Source organism: Streptomyces rishiriensis (assembly GCF_030815485.1).
GTDB lineage: Bacteria > Actinomycetota > Actinomycetes > Streptomycetales > Streptomycetaceae > Streptomyces > Streptomyces rishiriensis_A.
In genome coordinates, this window is record NZ_JAUSWV010000002.1 from 7,397,311 (window position 1) to 7,414,959 (window position 17,649).

Below are 17,649 nucleotides of genomic sequence, written 5' to 3' on the forward strand. Positions count from 1 at the left end.
GCTCGATACATAGGACATGTACGATGCACATCCTTCGCGTCCTGCGCGCAGATCCTTCCCGCGGACCTTCACCGCACATCCCACGTCGAGGAGTCCCCATGGGCGCCCCCGCTCTCCGATCCACGGCCCGCCCAGGCGCCGTGATCGCCACGCTGGCCTTCGCCGGCACCACCGCGGCGATCATGCAGACGCTGGTCACCCCGCTCATCGCCGAGCTGCCGCAGATCTTGGACACCTCGTCCTCGAACGCGGCCTGGGTGATCACGGTCACCCTGCTGGTGGCCGCCGTGTGCGTGCCGGTGGTCGGCCGCCTCGGCGACCTGCTGGGCAAGCGCCGGATGCTGCTCGCCTGCTCCGTGCCGCTGATCGTGGGCTCGGTGGTGTGCGCGTTCGCCTCCGACGTCGTGACGATGATCGTGGGGCGCGGCCTCCAGGGCATGGGCATGGGCATGGTGCCCCTCGGCATCGCGCTGCTGCGCGACGTCGTACCGGCCGAGAAGCTCAGCGGCTCCATCGCGCTGGTCAGCGCCTCCATGGGCATCGGCGGCGCCATCGGCCTGCCGCTGGCCGCCGCCGTCGCCCAGTACGCGAACTGGCGCGTGCTGTTCTGGGGCTCCGCCGCCCTGGCCGCCGTCGTCGCCGTCCTCATCTTCCTGCTCGTCCCGGACGTCCCGGCCGGCGCCAAGGGCCAGCGCTTCGACCTGCCCGGCGCGATCGGCCTCGGCGTCGGTCTGGTCTCACTGCTGCTCGCGGTCTCCAAGGGCGCCGACTGGGGCTGGGCCTCGGGCACCACGCTCGGCCTGTTCGCCGCCGCCGTCGTGGCGCTCGTCGGCTGGGGCGTGTGGGAGGTGCGCACCACCGACCCGCTGATCGACCTGCGCACCACGGCCCGTCCCCGGGTGCTGCTCACCAACCTCGCCTCGGTCTTCATCGGCTTCGGCATGTACGCGAGCATGCTGGTGATGCCGCAGCTGCTGCAGTTCCCGCAGGCCACCGGCTACGGACTCGGCCAGTCGATGCTCGCCGCCGGTCTGTGGATGGCGCCCGGCGGCCTGATGATGATGCTGATCTCCCCGCTCGGCGGAAAACTCACCAACGCCCGCGGTCCGAAGTTCACGCTGGTCTGCGGCGCCCTGGTGCTGGCCGCCGGCTACTTCGTCTCGCTGGCCCTGATGGGTTCCGCCTGGGGCGTCATGGTGGTCACGCTCATCACCAGCGGTGGCGTGGGCCTCGCCTACGGCGCCATGCCCGCCCTGATCATGAGCTCGGTCCCGCTCACGGAGACCGCCGCGGCCAACGGCTTCAACACCCTCATGCGGTCGCTCGGCACCTCGATCGGCTCCGCCGTCATCGGCGTGATCCTCTCCCAGATGACCACCACCATGGGCGGGTACACCTTCGCCTCCGAGGACGGCTTCCGCACCGCGCTCCTGGTCGGCGGCGCGCTCGCCCTGATCTCCGCGGCCATCGCCGCCGTCATCCCCGCCGCCCGCACCGCCGCGGAGGGCGAGGACGCGACCGGCCGGACCGCAGCGCCCGAGCAGGCCAAGGTCTGACACACCGAGGGGGACGGCCACAGCCGGCCGCCCCCTCCGCGCCCCCTCCGGACCGCTTCCGTGCCACGCCGGATCCGGCGGCCCCCGCGCACCGCCTCGGACACCGCCGCCGCCCGGTCGGCCGCGCCCGGGGCGCGGAGGCCGCACACCAGGTGCGTCTCGACGGTCGTCTCGCTCGGGAACAGCGCCTCGGCGACGCCCCGGCGCCCCGGCGGCCGCACCGACCCCGTGACGGGGTGGCGGCGCGAGCCCGCACGGCCCGTGGACACCGACCGCGACCTCGCCTCCGCGCGGCAGGAGCCGAGGGTCACCCCGGCGGCCGGCCGAGTCTGGCGGCCACGGCGTCGAGGACCCAGTCCAGGCCGGTCGCGAAGGATGCCTCGGCGTCCACGTCCGTGCCGTCGTGCACGGCCTTGGCCAGCGCCGGGAAGCGGCCGGTGGCCAGCATTCTCGACACATGCGGGCCATGGGCGCGCTGCCAGTCGCGCTTGGACAGACCCGTGGCGCGCTCGGCCCGCAGGTTCGCGATCTCGCGCCTGATCGCGCCGGTGAAGTAGGCGCTGACAGTCTCCACAGCCCGCATGACGGTGTCGACGTCGGCCAGGCCGTCGAGGGCGGCCAGCGTGGCCTCGGTGACGGCGAGGCCGTTCGGGCCCAGGGTCGGGCGACCGCCGAGCAGGTCGCCCAGCCACTCGTGACGGAGAGCGGCCTGCCTGGTGCGGTGGGCGAGGACGCGCAGCGCCTCCCGCCAGTCACCGGGCCGCTCCCCGGGGAGGATCTCGGCCTGGACCTCGTCCACCATGAGGTCGAACAGCTCCTGCTTGGTGGAGATGTATCCGTACAGCCGCATCGGTCCGGCGTTCAGCCGGGCGGCGACCTTGCGCAGCGACACCGCCTCCAGCCCGCCCTCGTCGGCCAGCGCGATGGCGGCGGCGACGACCCGCTCCCGGTCGAGCGGCACGGGGCGAGTCGGCGGCTCCGGCCGGTCCCACACAGTCATGGTCACACCGTTCTGTTGCGATGCGTCGTATCGACGAAATACAGTGTATCGGTATGAGACATCGTATCGCCGTGATCGGAAGCGGCCCTGCCGGTCTTGTCTTCGCTCGTGTGCTGCACCGCCACGGCCACCCCGTCGCCGTCTTCGAACGCGATCCCACCCCCGACGCGCGCCCCCCGGGCGGCACGCTGGACCTGCAGGAAGGGCTCGGCCAGCTCGCGCTGGACAAGGCGGGGCTGCTGGCGGAGTTCGAGACGCTCTCCCGCCCCGAGGGGCAGGCCATGCGCATCCTGGACACGGACGGGACCGTACTGCGCGACTGGCAACCCCGGCCGGACGACCGGGCCAATCCCGAGATCGACCGCCGGCAACTCCGTGACCTGCTGCTCGGCCCCCTCGACGTCCAGTGGGGTCGAGGCGTCACGCAGGTGGTGCCGGGGACCCGGGACGGCGTACTGGTCCATTTCGAGGACGGGCGACAGGAGACGTTCGACCTCGTGGTCGGCGCGGACGGCGCCTGGTCCCGGGTCCGCCCGGCAGTCTCCGAGGTGACGCCGCACTACACCGGCGTCACCTTCGTCGAGACGTCCCTCGACGACGTCGACACCCGTCACCCCGACCTCGCCCGGTTGATCGGCGACGGTTCCGTGGCCGTGTACGGCGTGAACCGAGGCCTCGTCGCCCAGCGCAACAGCGGCGGCCACGTCAAGGTGTACGCCCAGTTCCGCGCGCCGCTGGACCGGCACACGAACCTGGACGCGACCGACGTCGAGGCCGTGCGATCGAGCCTGCTGGCCCTGTTCGACGGCTGGGCCGCTCCCGTCCTCGACCTCCTCCGCCGCGGCACCGCTTTCGCCCACCGCCCCCTCTACGTCCTGCCCACACCCCATACCTGGAACCACGTACGCGGGGTGACGCTGCTGGGCGACGCCGCCCATCTGATGCCCCCGCTGGGGGCGGGCGCGAACCTCGCGATGCTGGAAGGCGCCGAACTCGCCGAGTCCATCGCCAACGGCCCTGGAGACCTGGACGACGCCGTCCGCGCCTTCGAGGAACGGATGTGGGCGCGGGCCGGCAGGTGGGCGAAGATCACGGCGGCCGGTCTGGAGCGTCTCGTGAGCCCGGACCCCGCCGAGGCACTCGCCCTCTTCGACGAAGTCCAGCCGGCCTGACCGCCGAGAGCCGAGGGGGACGCGTCGCCCGCGTGGGGCTGGAGGCGTCGGCGGAGGCGGCTCTACGGTGCCGGCGCGGCGTCCGCCCGCATCAGCACGCAGTCGAACTCGATCACCCGTCCCGTGGTCGCCTCGCGCGTCACCGGGTACATGCCGGTGATGCCGAACCCGGCCGCCTCGTACACCGCGACGGCCTCGCCCATGCCGGGACTGCCCTCGTACAGCCTCAGCACCGCGACCTCGGACTGCATCCCCACGAACTCCGCGATCCGCTCCCCGGCGCCGGCGAACACCTCGAGGTCGTAGCCCTGGGTGTCCATCTTCAGATAGGGGCGCGGATCGGTGAGGCCGTCCAGCGCCTCGGCCATGACCGCGTCCAGCCGGCGGACGCGGATCTCCTCCGTGTCGGCCTTCGCGAACCTGCTGTAACGGCCCTTGCCGTAGTCGCTGGCCGGCAGCAGGGAGTTCATCGTCTTCCAGCCGACGTGGATCTCGGCCGTCGTCTCCTCGCGCCCCAGTCCGCACCGGTACACCTGCCAGTCGGGATCGTCCGCCGCGGCCTTCTCGAGCCGGGCGAACGTCTCCGAGGTGGGTTCGAAGGACACGATCCGGCCGGCGTAGCCGAGCTTCCGCAGCCGCCTGGCGTACTGGCCGTTGTTGGCGCCGACGTCGAAGACACAGTTCACGCCGTAGAGGTCCAGCATCGCGGTCACGTGCTGGGTGCAGAGGTACTCGGCGGCCGCGAGTTGGAGTCTGCGCTCGTCCTGTGCGGCCGTGCTCTCCATCAGGAGCAGCGCGCCGGTGTCGCCCAGCCGCACGGCGCCGCCCGCGGCGACCTCGGACCGTGCCCCGTCCCGGGTCCGCCGCAGCACCCAGGTGTCCTTGTCCGCGCCGGTCACCCGGTACGCGCCGCGCCGTGAGACCACCGCCGTCCCCGGTCCGAGGTCGGTCACCTGGACGCCGATACGGGGCATCAGGCCGAGCAGTCGTCGATAGAGGGTCTGCATCGTCCAGCCCTATCAGACGCCACGGGAGGAGGTCTGCGAGTTGAACGACATTCGCCGATCCGATGACCGGACGGGGACGAGCGGGCCCTGTCCGGCCGGAGTCGGGAGCGGGGCCGGACGGCCGGGCGGGGGTGGCGTGCACCGGGGCGTGCACGGGGGCGTGCACCGGAGCCGTGTACGGCGAAAGGGGCCCGGACAGCGCTCCGGACCCCTTCACCCACGCATTGCGTCGTTGTGCTGTTCTGCCGGTCTGCCGGTCTGCCGGTCTGCCGGTCAGGCGATCTGCGGGGTCAGGCGGCCGCGACCTCGCCCGCGTGGCCGTGCAGACGGGCCACGACCTCGGTCAGCTGGGCGGCGACCTCGGCGTCGTCCACCGGGTGGGTCTCGGCGAAGCGGGTCAGCGAGCCCGGGATGGAGAGCTTGAGGTCCTCGATGACCTTGCCGCCGGCGATGCCCACGGCCTTGCGGGCCTCGTCCTGCGCCCACACGCCACCGAACTGGCCGAACGCGGTGCCGACCACGGCGACGGGCTTGCCGCCGAAGGCGCCGGCGCCGTACGGGCGGGACAGCCAGTCGATGGCGTTCTTCAGGACGGCCGGGATGGTGCCGTTGTACTCGGGGGAGAAGAGCAGGAAGGCGTCGGCGGCCTGGGCGGCCGCACGCAGCTTGGCGGCGGCGGCCGGGACGCTGCCCTCGACGTCGAGGTCCTCGTTGTAGAAGGGGATCTCGGCCAGACCCTCGAAGAGGTCGACGTCGGCGCCCTCGGGAGCGACCTTGACGGCCGCCTCGGCGAGCTGACGGTTGGTCGAACCGGCGCGAAGGCTGCCGACGAGCGCGAGGATGCGGACAGACATGGGTACTCCCAGAGGCTGAAACATTGCTGTGACAATCCGGACCGAGGTCCGTTTATGTTCTAGCACCCTAACCGGACCGCGGTCCAGTTTCATTCCCGATGCTTTACGCTGAGTTCATGCCCGCCGTTCTGCCTCCCTGTCCGGAACCCGAGGAAAGCCTGACCGAGCCCGAGCCCGAGCTGCTGCAGCTGGGCCCGACCGGCGACGAGCCGTGCCTGCGCGCCGACGCGGCCCGCAACCGGGCCCGGCTGCTGGACGCCGCCGCCCGGCTGATCGCCGAGCACGGCGCGGCCGGGGTCACGATGGAGGCGGTGGCGAGCGCGGCGAACGTGGGCAAGGGCACGGTGTTCCGGCGCTTCGGCGACCGCACCGGGCTGCTGACCGCGCTCCTCGACCACTCGGAGCGGAACTTCCAGGCCGCGTTCCTGAGCGGACCCCCGCCGCTGGGGCCGGGTGCCGAGCCCGTGGAGCGACTGCGGGCCTTCGGCGTCGCCATGCTCCGGCGGGCCGTGGACGAACTGGACCTCCAACTGGCGGCCGAGCCCGGACCGGACCGGCGGTACTCCGTGCCACCGCGCCGTGTCCATCACAGCCATCTGGTGCTGCTGCTGCGCCAGGCCCTGCCCGACGCGGACGTCGAGCTGCTGGCCCACACGCTGATGGGGTACCTCAACCCGGTCCTCGTGCACCATCTCACCCGGCAGTGCGGCATGTCGGCGGGGCGCCTGGAGGCCGGCTGGAGCGAACTGGTCGACCTGGTGACCGGCGGGGTGCCGAGCGCGGCGCCGGTCAGGGCCGCGCGGTGAAGAGGTCGACGACGGACTGCGGGGCGTCCTCGGCGAACAGGGTCACGCCGCTGCGGGCGGAGTCGGCCGCGGAGGCCGCGCTGCGCGGGAACAGCTTCTCCTCGTAGGCGGCCAGCGCGGTCTCGCGCTCGCCCGGGTGCGCGGCCAGGGCCAGGGCCAGTTCGGCGCCGTCCAGCATCGCGAGGTTGGCGCCCTCGCCCGCGAACGGCGACATCAGGTGGGCGGCGTCGCCGAGCAGGGTGACGCCGGGGACGCGGTCCCAGCGGTGACCGACCGGCAGGGCGTGGATCAGGCGCGGCACCAGCGGTCCGTCGGCGTCCGCGACCAGCGCCCGCAGGCTCTTGTCCCAGTCCGCGAAGTGCTCCAGGACGTAGGCCTTGGCCGCCTCGGTGTCATGGAAGTCGACGCCGTCCGCCCAGTCCTCGGCCACCCGCAGCGCGGTGTAGACGTGCAGGCCGCCGTCGGGTTCGCGGTGTGCGAGAAAGCCCTTGCCGGCGCCGAGTGCGAAGAGGAACCCGCCGCCGACCACCCCGGCGCTCACCGGATGGCGCACGTCCGCCTCCGGCAGGTCCGTCTCGACGAACGACACGCCCGTGTACGCGGGCCGGGCGTCGGAGAGCAACGGGCGGATCCGCGACCAGGCTCCGTCGGCGCCGATCAGCAGGTCCGTGCTGAAGGCGGACCCGTCCTCGAGCCGCACCTCGTGCCGTCCGCCGCCCAGCGCCCGCGCGCCGGCGACCTTCGCGCCCCAGCGGACCGTTCCCTGGGGCAGCGAGTGCAGCAGCAGGTCGCGCAGGGCGCCCCGGTCGACCTCGGGCCGCTCGCCGGTCCCGTCGTCGACCGTCTCGAAGCAGACCGCCGCGTCCTTGTCGAGGACCCGGGTGGCCTGGCCGCCGGGCATGACCAGCGCCCGGAACTCCTCGGCCAGTCCGGCGGCGCGCAGCGCCTCCTGGCCGGAGTCCAGGTGGATGTCGAGCATGCCGCCCTGTGTGCGGGCGGCGGGGGAGGCGTCCAGGTCGAAGACGGCCGCCTCGACGCCGTGCAGGTGCAGCACGCGGGCGAGGGTGAGGCCGCCGAGTCCGGCGCCGATGATCGCTACGGGGTGGTGCATGGTTCCTCCTGTGGTGGTCATTCGGGTACGGCCGTCCGCTCGATGCCGCCGATCAGCGTCCGGAACCCCCAGGAGAGGCGGGCCTCCGGCGGTCCCGAGAGCAGCGGCCCGGCGAGGCCGGCGATGTGCGGGTGGGTCCGCTCCGGCGCCTCGCGCACCGCGTGCCGCAGCGCGTCCCAGTCCTCCTGGGAGGCCTCGTCCGTGTGTTCGGCGGCCGTCGCGGTGGCGTGCTGGAGCAGCAGGTCCACGCCCCACGCGGCCTGCGCGGGCGGTACCCCGCCCTCGTCGAGCAGGGCCAGCAGGGTCTCGATCAGGTCCAGATAGTGCGGGCCGCTCGGCCGGGTGGTGAGCGCGGAGCGTGCGAGGTCCGGATAGGCGAAGAGCATCGCGGTGTAGGCGGTGAGCACTTCTTCCAGCCGCTCGCGCCAGCTTCCCCCGGCCGGCGCCGGCAGGGCCGTGCCCAGCAGTTCGTCGAGCACCGCCGCGTGCAGTTCCGCCGTGTTGCGGACGTAGACGTACAGCGAGGCCGGGCCGGTGTCGAGCTCCTGGGCCAGGCGCCGCATGGTCACCTTCCGCAGACCTTCGGCGCGCAGTACCGCGAGGGCGGCGGCCACGATGGCCTCCCTGGTCAGGGCGGGCTTGGCCGGACGTTCGCGACGGCTGCGGGGGGTGTCGGGGCGTGCTGTCATGCCTCCAGCGTAGCGAACATGTTCGTTCCGAACAGGTACGTCACGAACGCGTTCGTCGACGGTTCGTCGGATTTCCGCGTCCCCCGCCCGGAAGGCCGCTCACGGCTTCTGCCAAGATGCCGTACGTCATGGTGCAGATACCGAACGCGCCCGCGCCGACGATGCCGCCGGTGCCGCGCCCCGTGCCCACGAGCGCCGACGTGGCCCGCCTGGCCGGCGTCTCGCGCGCGACCGTCTCCTACGTCCTGAACAACGCCGGCGCCGTACGCATCAGCGAGCCCACCCGCCGCCGCGTGCGCCAGGCCGCCAAGGAACTCGGCTACGTGCCGCACGCCGCCGCCCGCACACTGCGGGCCGGACACAGCCGCATGGTCCTGATGCCCACCCTGCCCGTCCCGGCGGGCCCCCTCTACTCCCAGTTCGTGCACGACTTCCAGGGGGCGCTGAGCCGCCTCGACTACACCGTCGTCCAGTACGGCGCCACCGGTCTGCGCGGCGACGACGCCGCCCGGGCCTGGGCCGAACTGCGGCCCGTCGCCGTGCTCGTGCCCAGTCCCGGCGTCGGCCCGGAGGGGGTCGCCGTGCTGAAGAGGTCGGGCGCCCGGACCGTGGTGACCCTCGGCCCCGAGGCGGTCGAGGGCGCCCGCGCGCTGCTCCTGGACCACGCCGACGTCGGCCGCAGCGCCGCCGCGCACCTGTACGCCCGAGGCCGCCGCCGGATCGGGGTGGTCGTCCCGGCGGAGCGCGGTATGGAGATGTTCTCCGGGCCGCGCCTGGCCGGCTCCCGCGAGGCGCTGCACGGCACGGACGCCCACGTCACCGAGCTGTCCCTGGCCTACACGGAGGAGTCCGCGGCAGCGCTCGCCGCCCGCTGGCCCGCCCTCGGCCTGGACGCCGTGTTCGCCTACAACGACGAGTACGCCATGCTCCTGATGCGCGCCCTCCAGGACGCCGGCGTGCGCGTCCCCGAGGACGTCGCGGTCATCGGCGCCGACGACCTGATGCTCGGGCGGCTGCTGCGGCCCCGGCTCAGCACCGTGCGGATCGCGCTGCCCTCCGGCCGCGACCTCGCCTCGCTGGTCGACCGGGCGGTGCGCAGCCCCGCGGCCGTGCCCGAGCCGCACGAACCGTTCGGAGCCACCGTGGTGCAGCGCGACTCCAGCTGAACTACGGTCGCAGGGGAGGCGTGCCATGCGTGCGACGGTCGGCATCATCGGCGGCGGACCCGCGGGGCTGCTGCTCGCCCGGCTGCTGCACCGCGAGGGCGTCGACTGCGTGGTCCTGGAGAGCAGGACCAGGCAGTACGTGGAACAGCGCCAGCGTGCCGGGATGCTGGAGCAGGGGACGGTCGACACCCTGCGCGCGGCGGGAGCCGCCGACCGGCTCGACGCCGAGGGACTGGTGCACCACGGCATCGAGCTGCGTTTCGACCGCGAACGCCACCATCTCGACTTTCCCGTCCTCACCGGCGGCCGCACGGTCACGATCTACGCCCAGACGGAGATCGTCAAGGATCTGGTCGCCCTGCAACTCGCCGACGGACCACCGCTGTTGTTCGAGGCGCCGGTGCTCGCCGTGGAGAATCCGTCGAGCAGGTCGCCCGTCGTGCGGTTCCTGCGCGAGGGTCGCGAACAGAGCCTCTCCTGCGACTGGGTGGTCGGCTGCGACGGCTCGCACGGTGTCGCCCGCGACGCCTTCCCGGCCGCCGCGGGACGGACGTACACGCACCGCTACCCGTACTCCTGGCTCGGCGTCCTCGCCGAAGTGCCGCCCTCCTGCGATGAGTTGATCTACGCGCGTCACGAACGCGGCTTCGCCCTGCACAGCATGCGTTCGCCGCGGATCTCCCGGCTCTACCTCCAGGTCCCCGACGGCACCGCCTTGCGGGAGTGGCCCGACGACCGGATCTGGGACGAACTCTCCGCCCGCTTCGCCGTGGACGCCGACTGGACGCTGTGCCGCGGTCCGATCACGAGCAAGTCCGTGACGCCGATGCGCAGCCTGGTGCACGAGCCGATGCGTCACGGCCGGCTGCTGCTGGCGGGGGACGCCGCCCATATCGTCCCGCCGACCGGCGCCAAGGGGCTCAACCTCGCGGTCTCGGACGTGCGGCTGCTCGGCAGCGCCTTCGCCGCTCTGCACGCCACCGGGTCCGAGAGGCTGCTGGACGGGTACTCGGACCTCTGTCTGCGCCGTGTGTGGCAGGCGACCCGCTTTTCCGACGACATGACTAGGATGTTGCACGCTCAACCAGATGGAGATGCGTTCGACCACCGGATGCAGCTCGCCCGGCTGCGCCGGATCACCGCATCCCGCCACGCCGCCGCCGAACTGGCGGCCAACTACACGGGACTTCCCCTCCCCCTGTGAGAGCCGCGAGTCCCGCGGGTCACCGATCGGAGAGCCTTCATGCCGCTGCTCGACCCCAAGAACTGGCAGTCCCGCACCTTGTCGGGCCCCCGGTACACCGTCACCGAGCCCGCCACCGGCGACCCGCTGGGCAACGTCGAGCTGGCCGGAGCCGCGGACGTCGGTCCCGCCGCCGAGGCTGCCCGCGCCGCTCAGACCGAGTGGGCCCGCCTGCCGCACTTCGTGCGCGCCGGTGTGCTGCGCAAGGCCGGCGACCTGTTCACCGCGCATGCCGACGAACTGCGCGAGTGGATCGTCCGCGAGTCCGGATCCATAGCCGGCAAGGCCGACTTCGAGCTGCACGTCGCCGCCCAGGAGTGCTACGAGGCCGCCGCGCTCGCCTCCCGCCCGGCCGGACAGGTGCTGCCCAGCGAGGCGCCGCGGCTGTCGTACACCCGGCGGGCGCCCGTCGGTGTCGTGGGAGTGATCTCCCCGTTCAACGCCCCGCTGATCCTGTCGATCCGGTCCGTCGCGCCCGCCCTCGCGCTCGGCAACGCGGTCGTCCTCAAGCCGGACCCGCGGACGGCGGTGTGCGGCGGGCTCGCCCTGGCCGCGGTCTTCGCCGAGGCGGGGCTGCCAGAGAACCTCCTGCACATCCTCCCGGGCGGCGCGGAGACCGGTGCCGCCCTGGTCGCCGACCCGCATGTGCCGGTGATCTCCTTCACCGGCTCGACGGGCGCCGGCCGGGCGGTCGGCGAGGCCGCCGGCCGTCACCTCAAGCGGGCCCACCTGGAACTCGGGGGCAACTCCGCCCTGATCGTGCTGGAGGACGCCGACCTGGACGCGGTGATCTCCACCGCGGCCTGGGGCTCCTTCTTCCACCAGGGCCAGATCTGCATGACCACCGGCCGCCACCTGGTGCACGCCTCCCTCTACGAGGAGTACGTGGAGCGGCTCGCGGCCAAGGCCGACGCCCTCGCCGTCGGCGACCCGCACCGCGCCCAGGTCCACCTCGGCCCGCTCATCGACGGCGGCCAGCTCGCCAAGGTGCACGGTCTGGTGGAGGCCAGCACCGCGGCCGGCGCCAAGCTCGCCGCGGGCGGCAGGCACGAGGAGCTGTTCTACCGGCCGACCGTCCTCGCGGGCGTCGACGACGACACCCCCGCCTACGCGCAGGAGGTCTTCGGGCCGGTCGCCCCCGTACGCTCCTTCAGCACGGCGGACGAGGCGGCGGCCCTGGCCGCACGCAGTTCCTACGGCCTCTCGCTCGGCATCGTCACCCGGGACGCCGCCCGTGGTCTCGACCTCGCCGAACGCGTGCCGACCGGCATCGTGCACATCAACGACCAGACGGTGAACGACGAGGCCGTGGCGCCCTTCGGCGGGGTCGCCGCCTCCGGCACCGGCGCGCGCTTCGGCGGTGAGGCCAACCTCGAGGCCTTCACCGACGTGCGCTGGACGACGGTGCGCGCGGACGTGGCGCCGTACCCCTTCTGAGGATTCCCGGGGCTACTCGCCCTGGGCGGCCGGGGCGCCGTCCGCGCCGGCCTTGGCCTGCTCCTGCTCGATCGACTTGCGGACCTCGTCCATGTCGAGCTCGCGCGCCTGTCCGATGACGTCCGTGAGGGCGGCCTCGGGCAGGGCGCCCGGCTGGGCGAACACGGCGACCCGGTCGCGCACGATCATCAGCGTCGGGATCGACTGGATACCGAAGGCAGCGGCCAATTCCGGCTGCGCCTCGGTGTCCACCTTGCCGAACACCAGGTCCGGGTTCTCCTGCGCGGCCTTGTCGTAGACCGGGGCGAACTGACGGCAGGGGCCGCACCAGGACGCCCAGAAGTCGATCAGGACGAAGTCGTTGTCGGTGACCGTCTGGTCGAAGTTCTCCTTGGTGAGCTCCACAGTGCTGCTCATGGCGTGTTCCCTCTTCCCGGTACGTCCTGCCAGGGGTCCCCTGACACGGGGTGAAGCCGTTCGCGACAACGCGGCCGGCCCGGCGCGTATTCCGCGCCCCTACCCGTGTGGCCACCCCGCACACCACCCACCAGACTGACCCCATGACGGAAACGGAAACCAACCTGTACGACGTGGTTGTGCTCGGAGCCGGGCCCGTGGGGGAGAACGTCGCCGACCGCACCCGTGCGGCCGGCCTCACCACCGCGGTCGTGGAGAGCGAACTGGTGGGCGGCGAATGCTCGTACTGGGCCTGCATGCCCAGCAAGGCCCTGCTGCGCCCGGTGATCGCCCGCGCGGACGCCCGCAGACTGCCCGGTCTGCGCCAGGCGGTGCAGGGCCCGCTGGACACGGCGGCGGTCCTCGCCCGCCGCAACTGGTTCACCGGTGACTGGACCGACGACGGTCAGGTCGACTGGATCAAGAGCATCGGCGCGGACCTCTACCGCGGCCACGGCAGACTGACCGGCCCGCGCACCGTGACGGTGGGGGACAAGGTGCTCACGGCCCGCCACGCGGTCGTCGTCGCCACCGGTACCCGCGCGGCGCTGCCCGACCTGCCGGGCCTCGCCGAGGTCAGGCCCTGGACGAGCCGGGAGGCCACCGGTGCGCAGTCCGCGCCCGGCAGGCTCGTCGTGGTCGGCGGGGGAGTGGTCGCCACCGAGATGGCCACCGCCTGGCAGGCCCTCGGCTCACAGGTCACCCTGCTCGTGCGGGGCAAGGGCCTGCTCGACCGGATGGAGCCGTTCGCGGGCGAACTGGTCGCCGAGGCGCTCACCGAGGCCGGGGCGGACGTGCGCACGGGCACCTCCGTGGCGTCGGTGACCCGCTCGGACGGCACGGTCGTGGTCGTCACCGACGGCGGCGAGCGCATCGAGGCCGACGAGATCCTCTTCGCCGTCGGCCGCGCCCCGCGCACCGACGACATCGGCCTGGACACGGTCGGCCTGGCACCGGGCTCCTGGCTCACGGTCGACGACAGCCTCCGGGTCACCGGCACCGACTGGCTCTACGGAGTGGGCGACGTCAACCACCGGGCGCTCCTCACCCACCAGGGCAAGTACCAGGCCCGGATCGCCGGCGCCGCCATCGCCGCCCGCGCGGCCGGCAGCGACCTGCCGGAGCGCGACCCGTGGAGCGCCCACGCTGCCACGGCCGACCACGGGTGCGTCCCCCAGGTCGTCTTCACGGACCCGGAGGCGGCCGCCGTCGGCCTCTCGCTCGCCGAGGCGGAACAGGCCGGCCACCGGGTGCGGGCCGTCGACGTCGACATGTCGTCGGTGGCCGGAGCGGGCCTGTACGCCGAGGGCTACAAGGGCCGCGCCCGGATGGTCGTCGACCTGGAGCAGGAAATCCTGCGGGGCGTCACCTTCGTCGGCCCGGGCGTCGGGGAGCTGATCCACTCGGCGACGATCGCGGTCGCCGGCCAGGTCCCGCTCGCCCGGCTGTGGCACGCCGTCCCGTCCTACCCGACGCTCAGCGAGGTGTGGCTGCGGCTGCTGGAGGCCTACCGGGACAACTGACGCAACGCGGCCGGCCGCTCAGGGGAGTTCGAACCCCAGCGCCCTCGCGGCCAGGTCCGCGGTCGGCTGCGACCAGCGTTCGAGCACGGCCTGGTTGGCGCAGAGCGAGCGCGGTTCGGCCCGGTCGAGATAGAGCAGCCCGTCGAGGTGGTCCGTCTCGTGCTGGACGATACGGGCGGGCCAGCCGCCGAACACCTCGTCCAGCGGCCGGCCGTGCTCGTCCGCGCCCGTGAGCCGGACCTCGGCGTGCCGGGCCACCACCGCCTGGTAGCCCGGCACGCTCAGGCAGCCCTCGAAGAAGGCGGCGCGGGCGGAACCGACCGGCTCGTACGACGGGTTGACGAGAACCCGGAACGGCTGGGGCACCCGGCCGCGGGCCAGTCGCACCTCCTCCGGCACCGGCGCCGGGTCCTCGACGACGGCGATCCGCAGTTCCACCCCGACCTGCGGGGCGGCGAGGCCGACGCCCGGTGCCGCGTGCATGGTGACGCGCAGGGCCTCGACGAAACGGGCCAGCAGAGCGGGGTCGAGCTGGCCCTCGTAGCGCGTCGTGCCCGTCCTCAGGACCGGGTCTCCGGCCGCGACGATGGGCAACGGACCGCCGGGGGCGAGGAGTTCCTCGATCCGTTCGGCAAGGGGCGCGCGGGGACTGGGAGATGCCATCGGGCCAGCATGCCACGGCCGCCGGACGTGTGACGCACGTCACTCGAAGTGGCGGGAACTCGGCACCACGCGCCGCCGACTACTGGTGCGTCACGGCTGAGAAGCGTCCCCAGACCGCTGTCCCCGACCCACTCCTCCTGCCCCCGGAGAAGCCCCGCCATGTCCACCACTCCCTCGACCTCCCCCGCGCTCGGCTCCGCTCGAGCGGCGGGACCCCCGTCGGACGAGGTCCCGCAGGCAGCGGCCCCCGCGCCGAGGTCCCGCGGCCCGTGGGCCCCGCTGCGCCCGCTCGTACTGCGTCTGCACTTCTACGCCGGTGTGTTCGTGGCGCCGTTCCTGCTGATCGCCGCCGCCACCGGGTTCCTGTACGCGGGTGCGTTCCAGGCCGAGCGGCTCCTGTACTCCCACGAGTTGACCGTGCCGGCCGGCGGCACGACGCTGCCGATCTCCGAGCAGGTGGACGCGGCCCGCGAGGCCCACCCCGAGGGCACGGTTTCGGCCGTCCGTCCCTCGCCGGAGGACGGCGCCACGACCCGGGTCATGCTCTCCGGGGTCAAGGGCGTGGAGGCCACCCACACCCTCGCCGTGTTCGTCGACCCGTACACGGGCAAGGTGCGCGGCGCGCTGGAGCAGTACGGCTCCACCGGCGCGCTGCCGCTGCGCACCTGGATCGACGAGTTCCACCGCGACCTGCACCTCGGTGAGAACGGCCGCCTCTACAGCGAACTCGCCGCCAGCTGGCTGTGGGTGATCGCGGGCGGCGGCCTGGTGCTCTGGTTCTCCCGGCGCCGCGCCCTGCGCAAGGTCCGCGGTACCGCCGGACGGCGCCGCACGCTGGGTCTGCACGGCACCGTCGGCGTCTGGGCGGCCGTCGGCTTCCTCTTCCTGTCCGCGACCGGACTGACCTGGTCCACCTACGCGGGCGCCAACATCGACGTGCTGCGCACCTCGCTCGGCCAGGCCACCCCGTCGGTCTCGGCGGCGGCGAGCGGCGGCGAGCACGCCGGTCACGACACGGCGGCCGGGGCGGGCGGGGACGGCGAGCACGGGGCGGGTCTCGACAGGATCCTCGCCGCCGCGCGGGCCGAGGGGCTGGGCGACCCGGTCGAGATGGTCCCGCCCGCGGACGCCTCCTCCGCGTACGTGGTCAAGCAGGTGCAGCGCAGCTGGCCCGAGAAGCAGGACGCGGTGGCGATCGACCCGGCCACCGGCGCGGTCACCGACGTGCTGCGGTTCGACGACCACCCGCTGCTCGCCAAGCTGACCCGCTGGGGCATCGACCTGCACACCGGCGTCCTGTTCGGCCTGGCCAACCAGCTCGCGCTGATGCTTCTCGCGGCGTCCCTGATCCTGCTGATCGTGTGGGGCTACCGGATGTGGTGGCAGCGCGGCCGCGGTTCCGCCTTCGGCCGGCCCGTCCCGCGCGGCGCCTGGGCGCAGGTCCCGCCGTACGTCCTCGTCCCGCTGATGGCGGGAATCGCGGTGGTCGCCTACTTCGTCCCGCTCCTCGGCATCCCGCTCGTCGGCTTCCTGGTCGTGGACGTCGTCCTCGGCGAGATCGCGCACCGGCGGGGGCGGCGGGCGGCGCTCTGAGCGGACCCCCGCACGGCGGCGGCCCGGCGGTGACGTGCACCGCCGGGCCGCCGCCGTTCCGGGCTCAGGCCTCGGGGAAGTCCCCGGCCAGCGCCGAGGCGAGCCGCAGGTGCGGTCCCGCCTCCAGGTGCCGCCCCTGTCGCTCCAGGGTGCGGCCCAGCATCAGCCGGGCGTAGTGCTCCACCGGATCCCGCTCCACGATCAGCCGCAACTCTGCCTCGGCGCGCAGCAGTTGGGCCGAGTGGTAGTAGGCGCGGGCCAGCAGCAGCCGCGGTCCGGTCTGCTCGGGCACCTCCTCGACCAGTCCGACCAGCACCCGTGCGGCGGCGGCGTACTCCTTCGCGTCGAAGAACAGCCGCGCGCGCTCCCACCGCTCGGCCGGTGTCCCGTGGGCGTAGTAGGCGGTGCTGTCGGTCGTCTCGTATGTCGTGTCCACTCGTGCCTCCTTCGAGGCCGACAACCGGGCGCGTTGGTTGAATATTCCACTACTCAAGCGGCGTCTCCCGGGTCGGGCTCTCACCTGCGGCGGAGTCGAGCGGCACGTCGAGCGGCACGTCGAGCAGCAGGGACAGTTCGCCGGTGAAGGTGCGCGTGCGCGGGCTCTTCAGGCCTCCGAGCGGCGCCAGCAGCTGCTCCAGCAGCCCCTGGACCACCTTGACGGCCCGTCGCGTCACGTCCTGGCCCCGCTCGGTCAGGGCGAGTTGCACGGCGCGCGGGTCGCGGGGGTCCCGGGTGCGCTCGATCAGGCCGGCGGACTCCAGGGCGCGCGCCAGCTTGGAGACGTAGAGCGGCTCGAGGCCGGTGTGGTCGGCGAGGCGGCGCTGGCTGGGCCGTTCGCCGGCGTGCTGCATCCCGTAGAGCGAGGCGACCAGCGAGTACTGGGCGTGGGTGAGGCCGAGCGGGGCCACCGCCCGGTCCACGGCGACACGCCACTTCGTCGACAGCCGCCACACCAGAAATCCGGGCGTCGCCCCTTCGGGACCCCTGTGCTCACTCATGGGGGATAGATTACATGGCTACTATATCCATGGCTTCGAGGTGGGGCACGGCCGATGAGACGGGGATGTCGGCGGGGGTGCCACCGGTCGTGCTGCCGTGGCGGGAGTGGCGGGAGTGGCGGTAGTGGCCCGCGAGTCCGGAGGGGAACAGGGTTTGCGGCCGCTTCCGCCGAAGCAGGCTGAGGAGGATGTGCTCGGCTCGGACGAAGAAGCGGACGTGTACGGCGTGTTCCCCGGCCGCGAGGCGGGGCAAGCCGGTCGGCGGCCGCCGTGCCACCGGCCGTCGCCGCGTCCGCCTGCCCGCCCCACCGCCTCGGACCGGCACTCCGACACCTGGACCACGTTCGTCGGCCATCGTCGCCGGCAGCTCAGGGA

General features: G+C 73.3%; 17 protein-coding genes. 8 read left to right on the top strand and 9 right to left on the bottom strand.

The window, feature by feature from the left end; translation table 11 throughout:
* Positions 1 to 98: 98 nt before the first annotated feature.
* Positions 99 to 1,556 carry an MFS transporter gene (locus tag QF030_RS35270; protein WP_307166607.1) on the top strand — a complete coding sequence of 486 codons (1,458 nt, stop codon included), beginning with the start codon at positions 99 to 101 and terminating at the stop codon, positions 1,554 to 1,556.
* 307 nt (positions 1,557 to 1,863) lie between these two features.
* Here the strand turns inward: QF030_RS35270 and QF030_RS35275 are convergent, their stop codons facing one another.
* Positions 1,864 to 2,556: a TetR/AcrR family transcriptional regulator gene (locus tag QF030_RS35275; RefSeq protein ID WP_307166608.1), complete on the bottom strand. Its 693-nt coding sequence runs from the start codon at positions 2,554 to 2,556 to the stop codon at positions 1,864 to 1,866.
* A gap of 53 nt (positions 2,557 to 2,609) precedes the next feature.
* Between QF030_RS35275 and QF030_RS35280 the strand changes: the two genes are divergently transcribed.
* On the top strand, positions 2,610 to 3,728 hold the full coding sequence (locus QF030_RS35280; RefSeq protein ID WP_307166609.1) for an FAD-dependent oxidoreductase: 1,119 nt from the start codon (positions 2,610 to 2,612) through the stop codon (positions 3,726 to 3,728).
* A 62-nt stretch (positions 3,729 to 3,790) separates the two neighbouring features.
* Here the strand turns inward: QF030_RS35280 and QF030_RS35285 are convergent, their stop codons facing one another.
* Positions 3,791 to 4,735: an FkbM family methyltransferase gene (locus tag QF030_RS35285; RefSeq protein ID WP_307166610.1), complete on the bottom strand. Its 945-nt coding sequence runs from the start codon at positions 4,733 to 4,735 to the stop codon at positions 3,791 to 3,793.
* Between the two features lie 290 nt (positions 4,736 to 5,025).
* Positions 5,026 to 5,589 (bottom strand): NAD(P)H-dependent oxidoreductase, encoded by a 564-nt coding sequence (locus QF030_RS35290; protein WP_307166611.1) that lies wholly within the window; start codon positions 5,587 to 5,589, stop codon positions 5,026 to 5,028.
* Between the two features lie 116 nt (positions 5,590 to 5,705).
* Between QF030_RS35290 and QF030_RS35295 the strand changes: the two genes are divergently transcribed.
* A complete protein-coding gene (locus tag QF030_RS35295; RefSeq protein WP_307166612.1) occupies positions 5,706 to 6,395 on the top strand; it encodes a TetR/AcrR family transcriptional regulator in 690 nt (229 codons plus the stop codon).
* Here the strand turns inward: QF030_RS35295 and QF030_RS35300 are convergent.
* Both QF030_RS35300 and QF030_RS35305 read right to left on the bottom strand, forming a co-directional pair.
* Positions 6,379 to 7,506, bottom strand: coding sequence for an FAD-dependent oxidoreductase (locus QF030_RS35300; protein ID WP_307166613.1), 1,128 nt, complete (start codon positions 7,504 to 7,506; stop codon positions 6,379 to 6,381). The two genes, QF030_RS35295 and QF030_RS35300, sit on opposite strands and share 17 nt — an antisense overlap.
* Before the next feature lie 17 nt (positions 7,507 to 7,523).
* Positions 7,524 to 8,195, bottom strand: a complete 672-nt coding sequence (locus QF030_RS35305) for a TetR/AcrR family transcriptional regulator (protein ID WP_307166614.1) — start codon at positions 8,193 to 8,195, stop codon at positions 7,524 to 7,526.
* 116 nt (positions 8,196 to 8,311) lie between these two features.
* On the opposite strand from QF030_RS35305, the gene QF030_RS35310 reads away from it, so the two are divergent.
* From QF030_RS35310 to QF030_RS35320, 3 genes are read left to right on the top strand one after another with little or no spacing between them, the layout of a single operon-like run.
* The gene (locus QF030_RS35310) at positions 8,312 to 9,361 is read left to right on the top strand and encodes a LacI family DNA-binding transcriptional regulator (protein WP_307166615.1); all 1,050 of its coding nucleotides are present in this window, start codon (positions 8,312 to 8,314) and stop codon (positions 9,359 to 9,361) included.
* A 25-nt stretch (positions 9,362 to 9,386) separates the two neighbouring features.
* Complete coding sequence (locus QF030_RS35315) at positions 9,387 to 10,565, top strand: 4-hydroxybenzoate 3-monooxygenase (RefSeq protein WP_307166616.1); 1,179 nt, start codon at positions 9,387 to 9,389, stop codon at positions 10,563 to 10,565.
* Between the two features lie 39 nt (positions 10,566 to 10,604).
* Complete coding sequence (locus QF030_RS35320) at positions 10,605 to 12,041, top strand: benzaldehyde dehydrogenase (protein WP_307166617.1); 1,437 nt, start codon at positions 10,605 to 10,607, stop codon at positions 12,039 to 12,041.
* 12 nt (positions 12,042 to 12,053) lie between these two features.
* Here QF030_RS35320 and trxA read toward each other — a convergent pair whose 3' ends face one another.
* A complete protein-coding gene (trxA, locus tag QF030_RS35325; RefSeq protein WP_307166618.1) occupies positions 12,054 to 12,458 on the bottom strand; it encodes a thioredoxin in 405 nt (134 codons plus the stop codon).
* 143 nt (positions 12,459 to 12,601) lie between these two features.
* On the opposite strand from trxA, the gene QF030_RS35330 reads away from it, so the two are divergent.
* Positions 12,602 to 14,020: a dihydrolipoyl dehydrogenase family protein gene (locus QF030_RS35330; RefSeq protein ID WP_307166619.1), complete on the top strand. Its 1,419-nt coding sequence runs from the start codon at positions 12,602 to 12,604 to the stop codon at positions 14,018 to 14,020.
* An 18-nt stretch (positions 14,021 to 14,038) separates the two neighbouring features.
* Here the strand turns inward: QF030_RS35330 and QF030_RS35335 are convergent, their stop codons facing one another.
* Positions 14,039 to 14,683, bottom strand: a complete 645-nt coding sequence (locus QF030_RS35335) for a peptide deformylase (RefSeq protein WP_307166620.1) — start codon at positions 14,681 to 14,683, stop codon at positions 14,039 to 14,041.
* 159 nt (positions 14,684 to 14,842) lie between these two features.
* Here QF030_RS35335 and QF030_RS35340 point away from each other — a divergent pair, with 159 nt between their 5' ends.
* A complete protein-coding gene (locus QF030_RS35340; protein WP_307166621.1) occupies positions 14,843 to 16,276 on the top strand; it encodes a PepSY-associated TM helix domain-containing protein in 1,434 nt (477 codons plus the stop codon).
* Between the two features lie 64 nt (positions 16,277 to 16,340).
* On the opposite strand, the gene QF030_RS35345 is transcribed toward QF030_RS35340, so the two are convergent.
* Together QF030_RS35345 and QF030_RS35350 are read right to left on the bottom strand one after the other, a co-directional pair.
* The gene (locus QF030_RS35345; protein ID WP_307166622.1) at positions 16,341 to 16,712 is read right to left on the bottom strand and encodes a tetratricopeptide repeat protein; all 372 of its coding nucleotides are present in this window, start codon (positions 16,710 to 16,712) and stop codon (positions 16,341 to 16,343) included.
* A 49-nt stretch (positions 16,713 to 16,761) separates the two neighbouring features.
* On the bottom strand, positions 16,762 to 17,274 hold the full coding sequence (locus QF030_RS35350) for a MarR family winged helix-turn-helix transcriptional regulator (RefSeq protein WP_307166623.1): 513 nt from the start codon (positions 17,272 to 17,274) through the stop codon (positions 16,762 to 16,764).
* Positions 17,275 to 17,649: the final 375 nt, after the last annotated feature.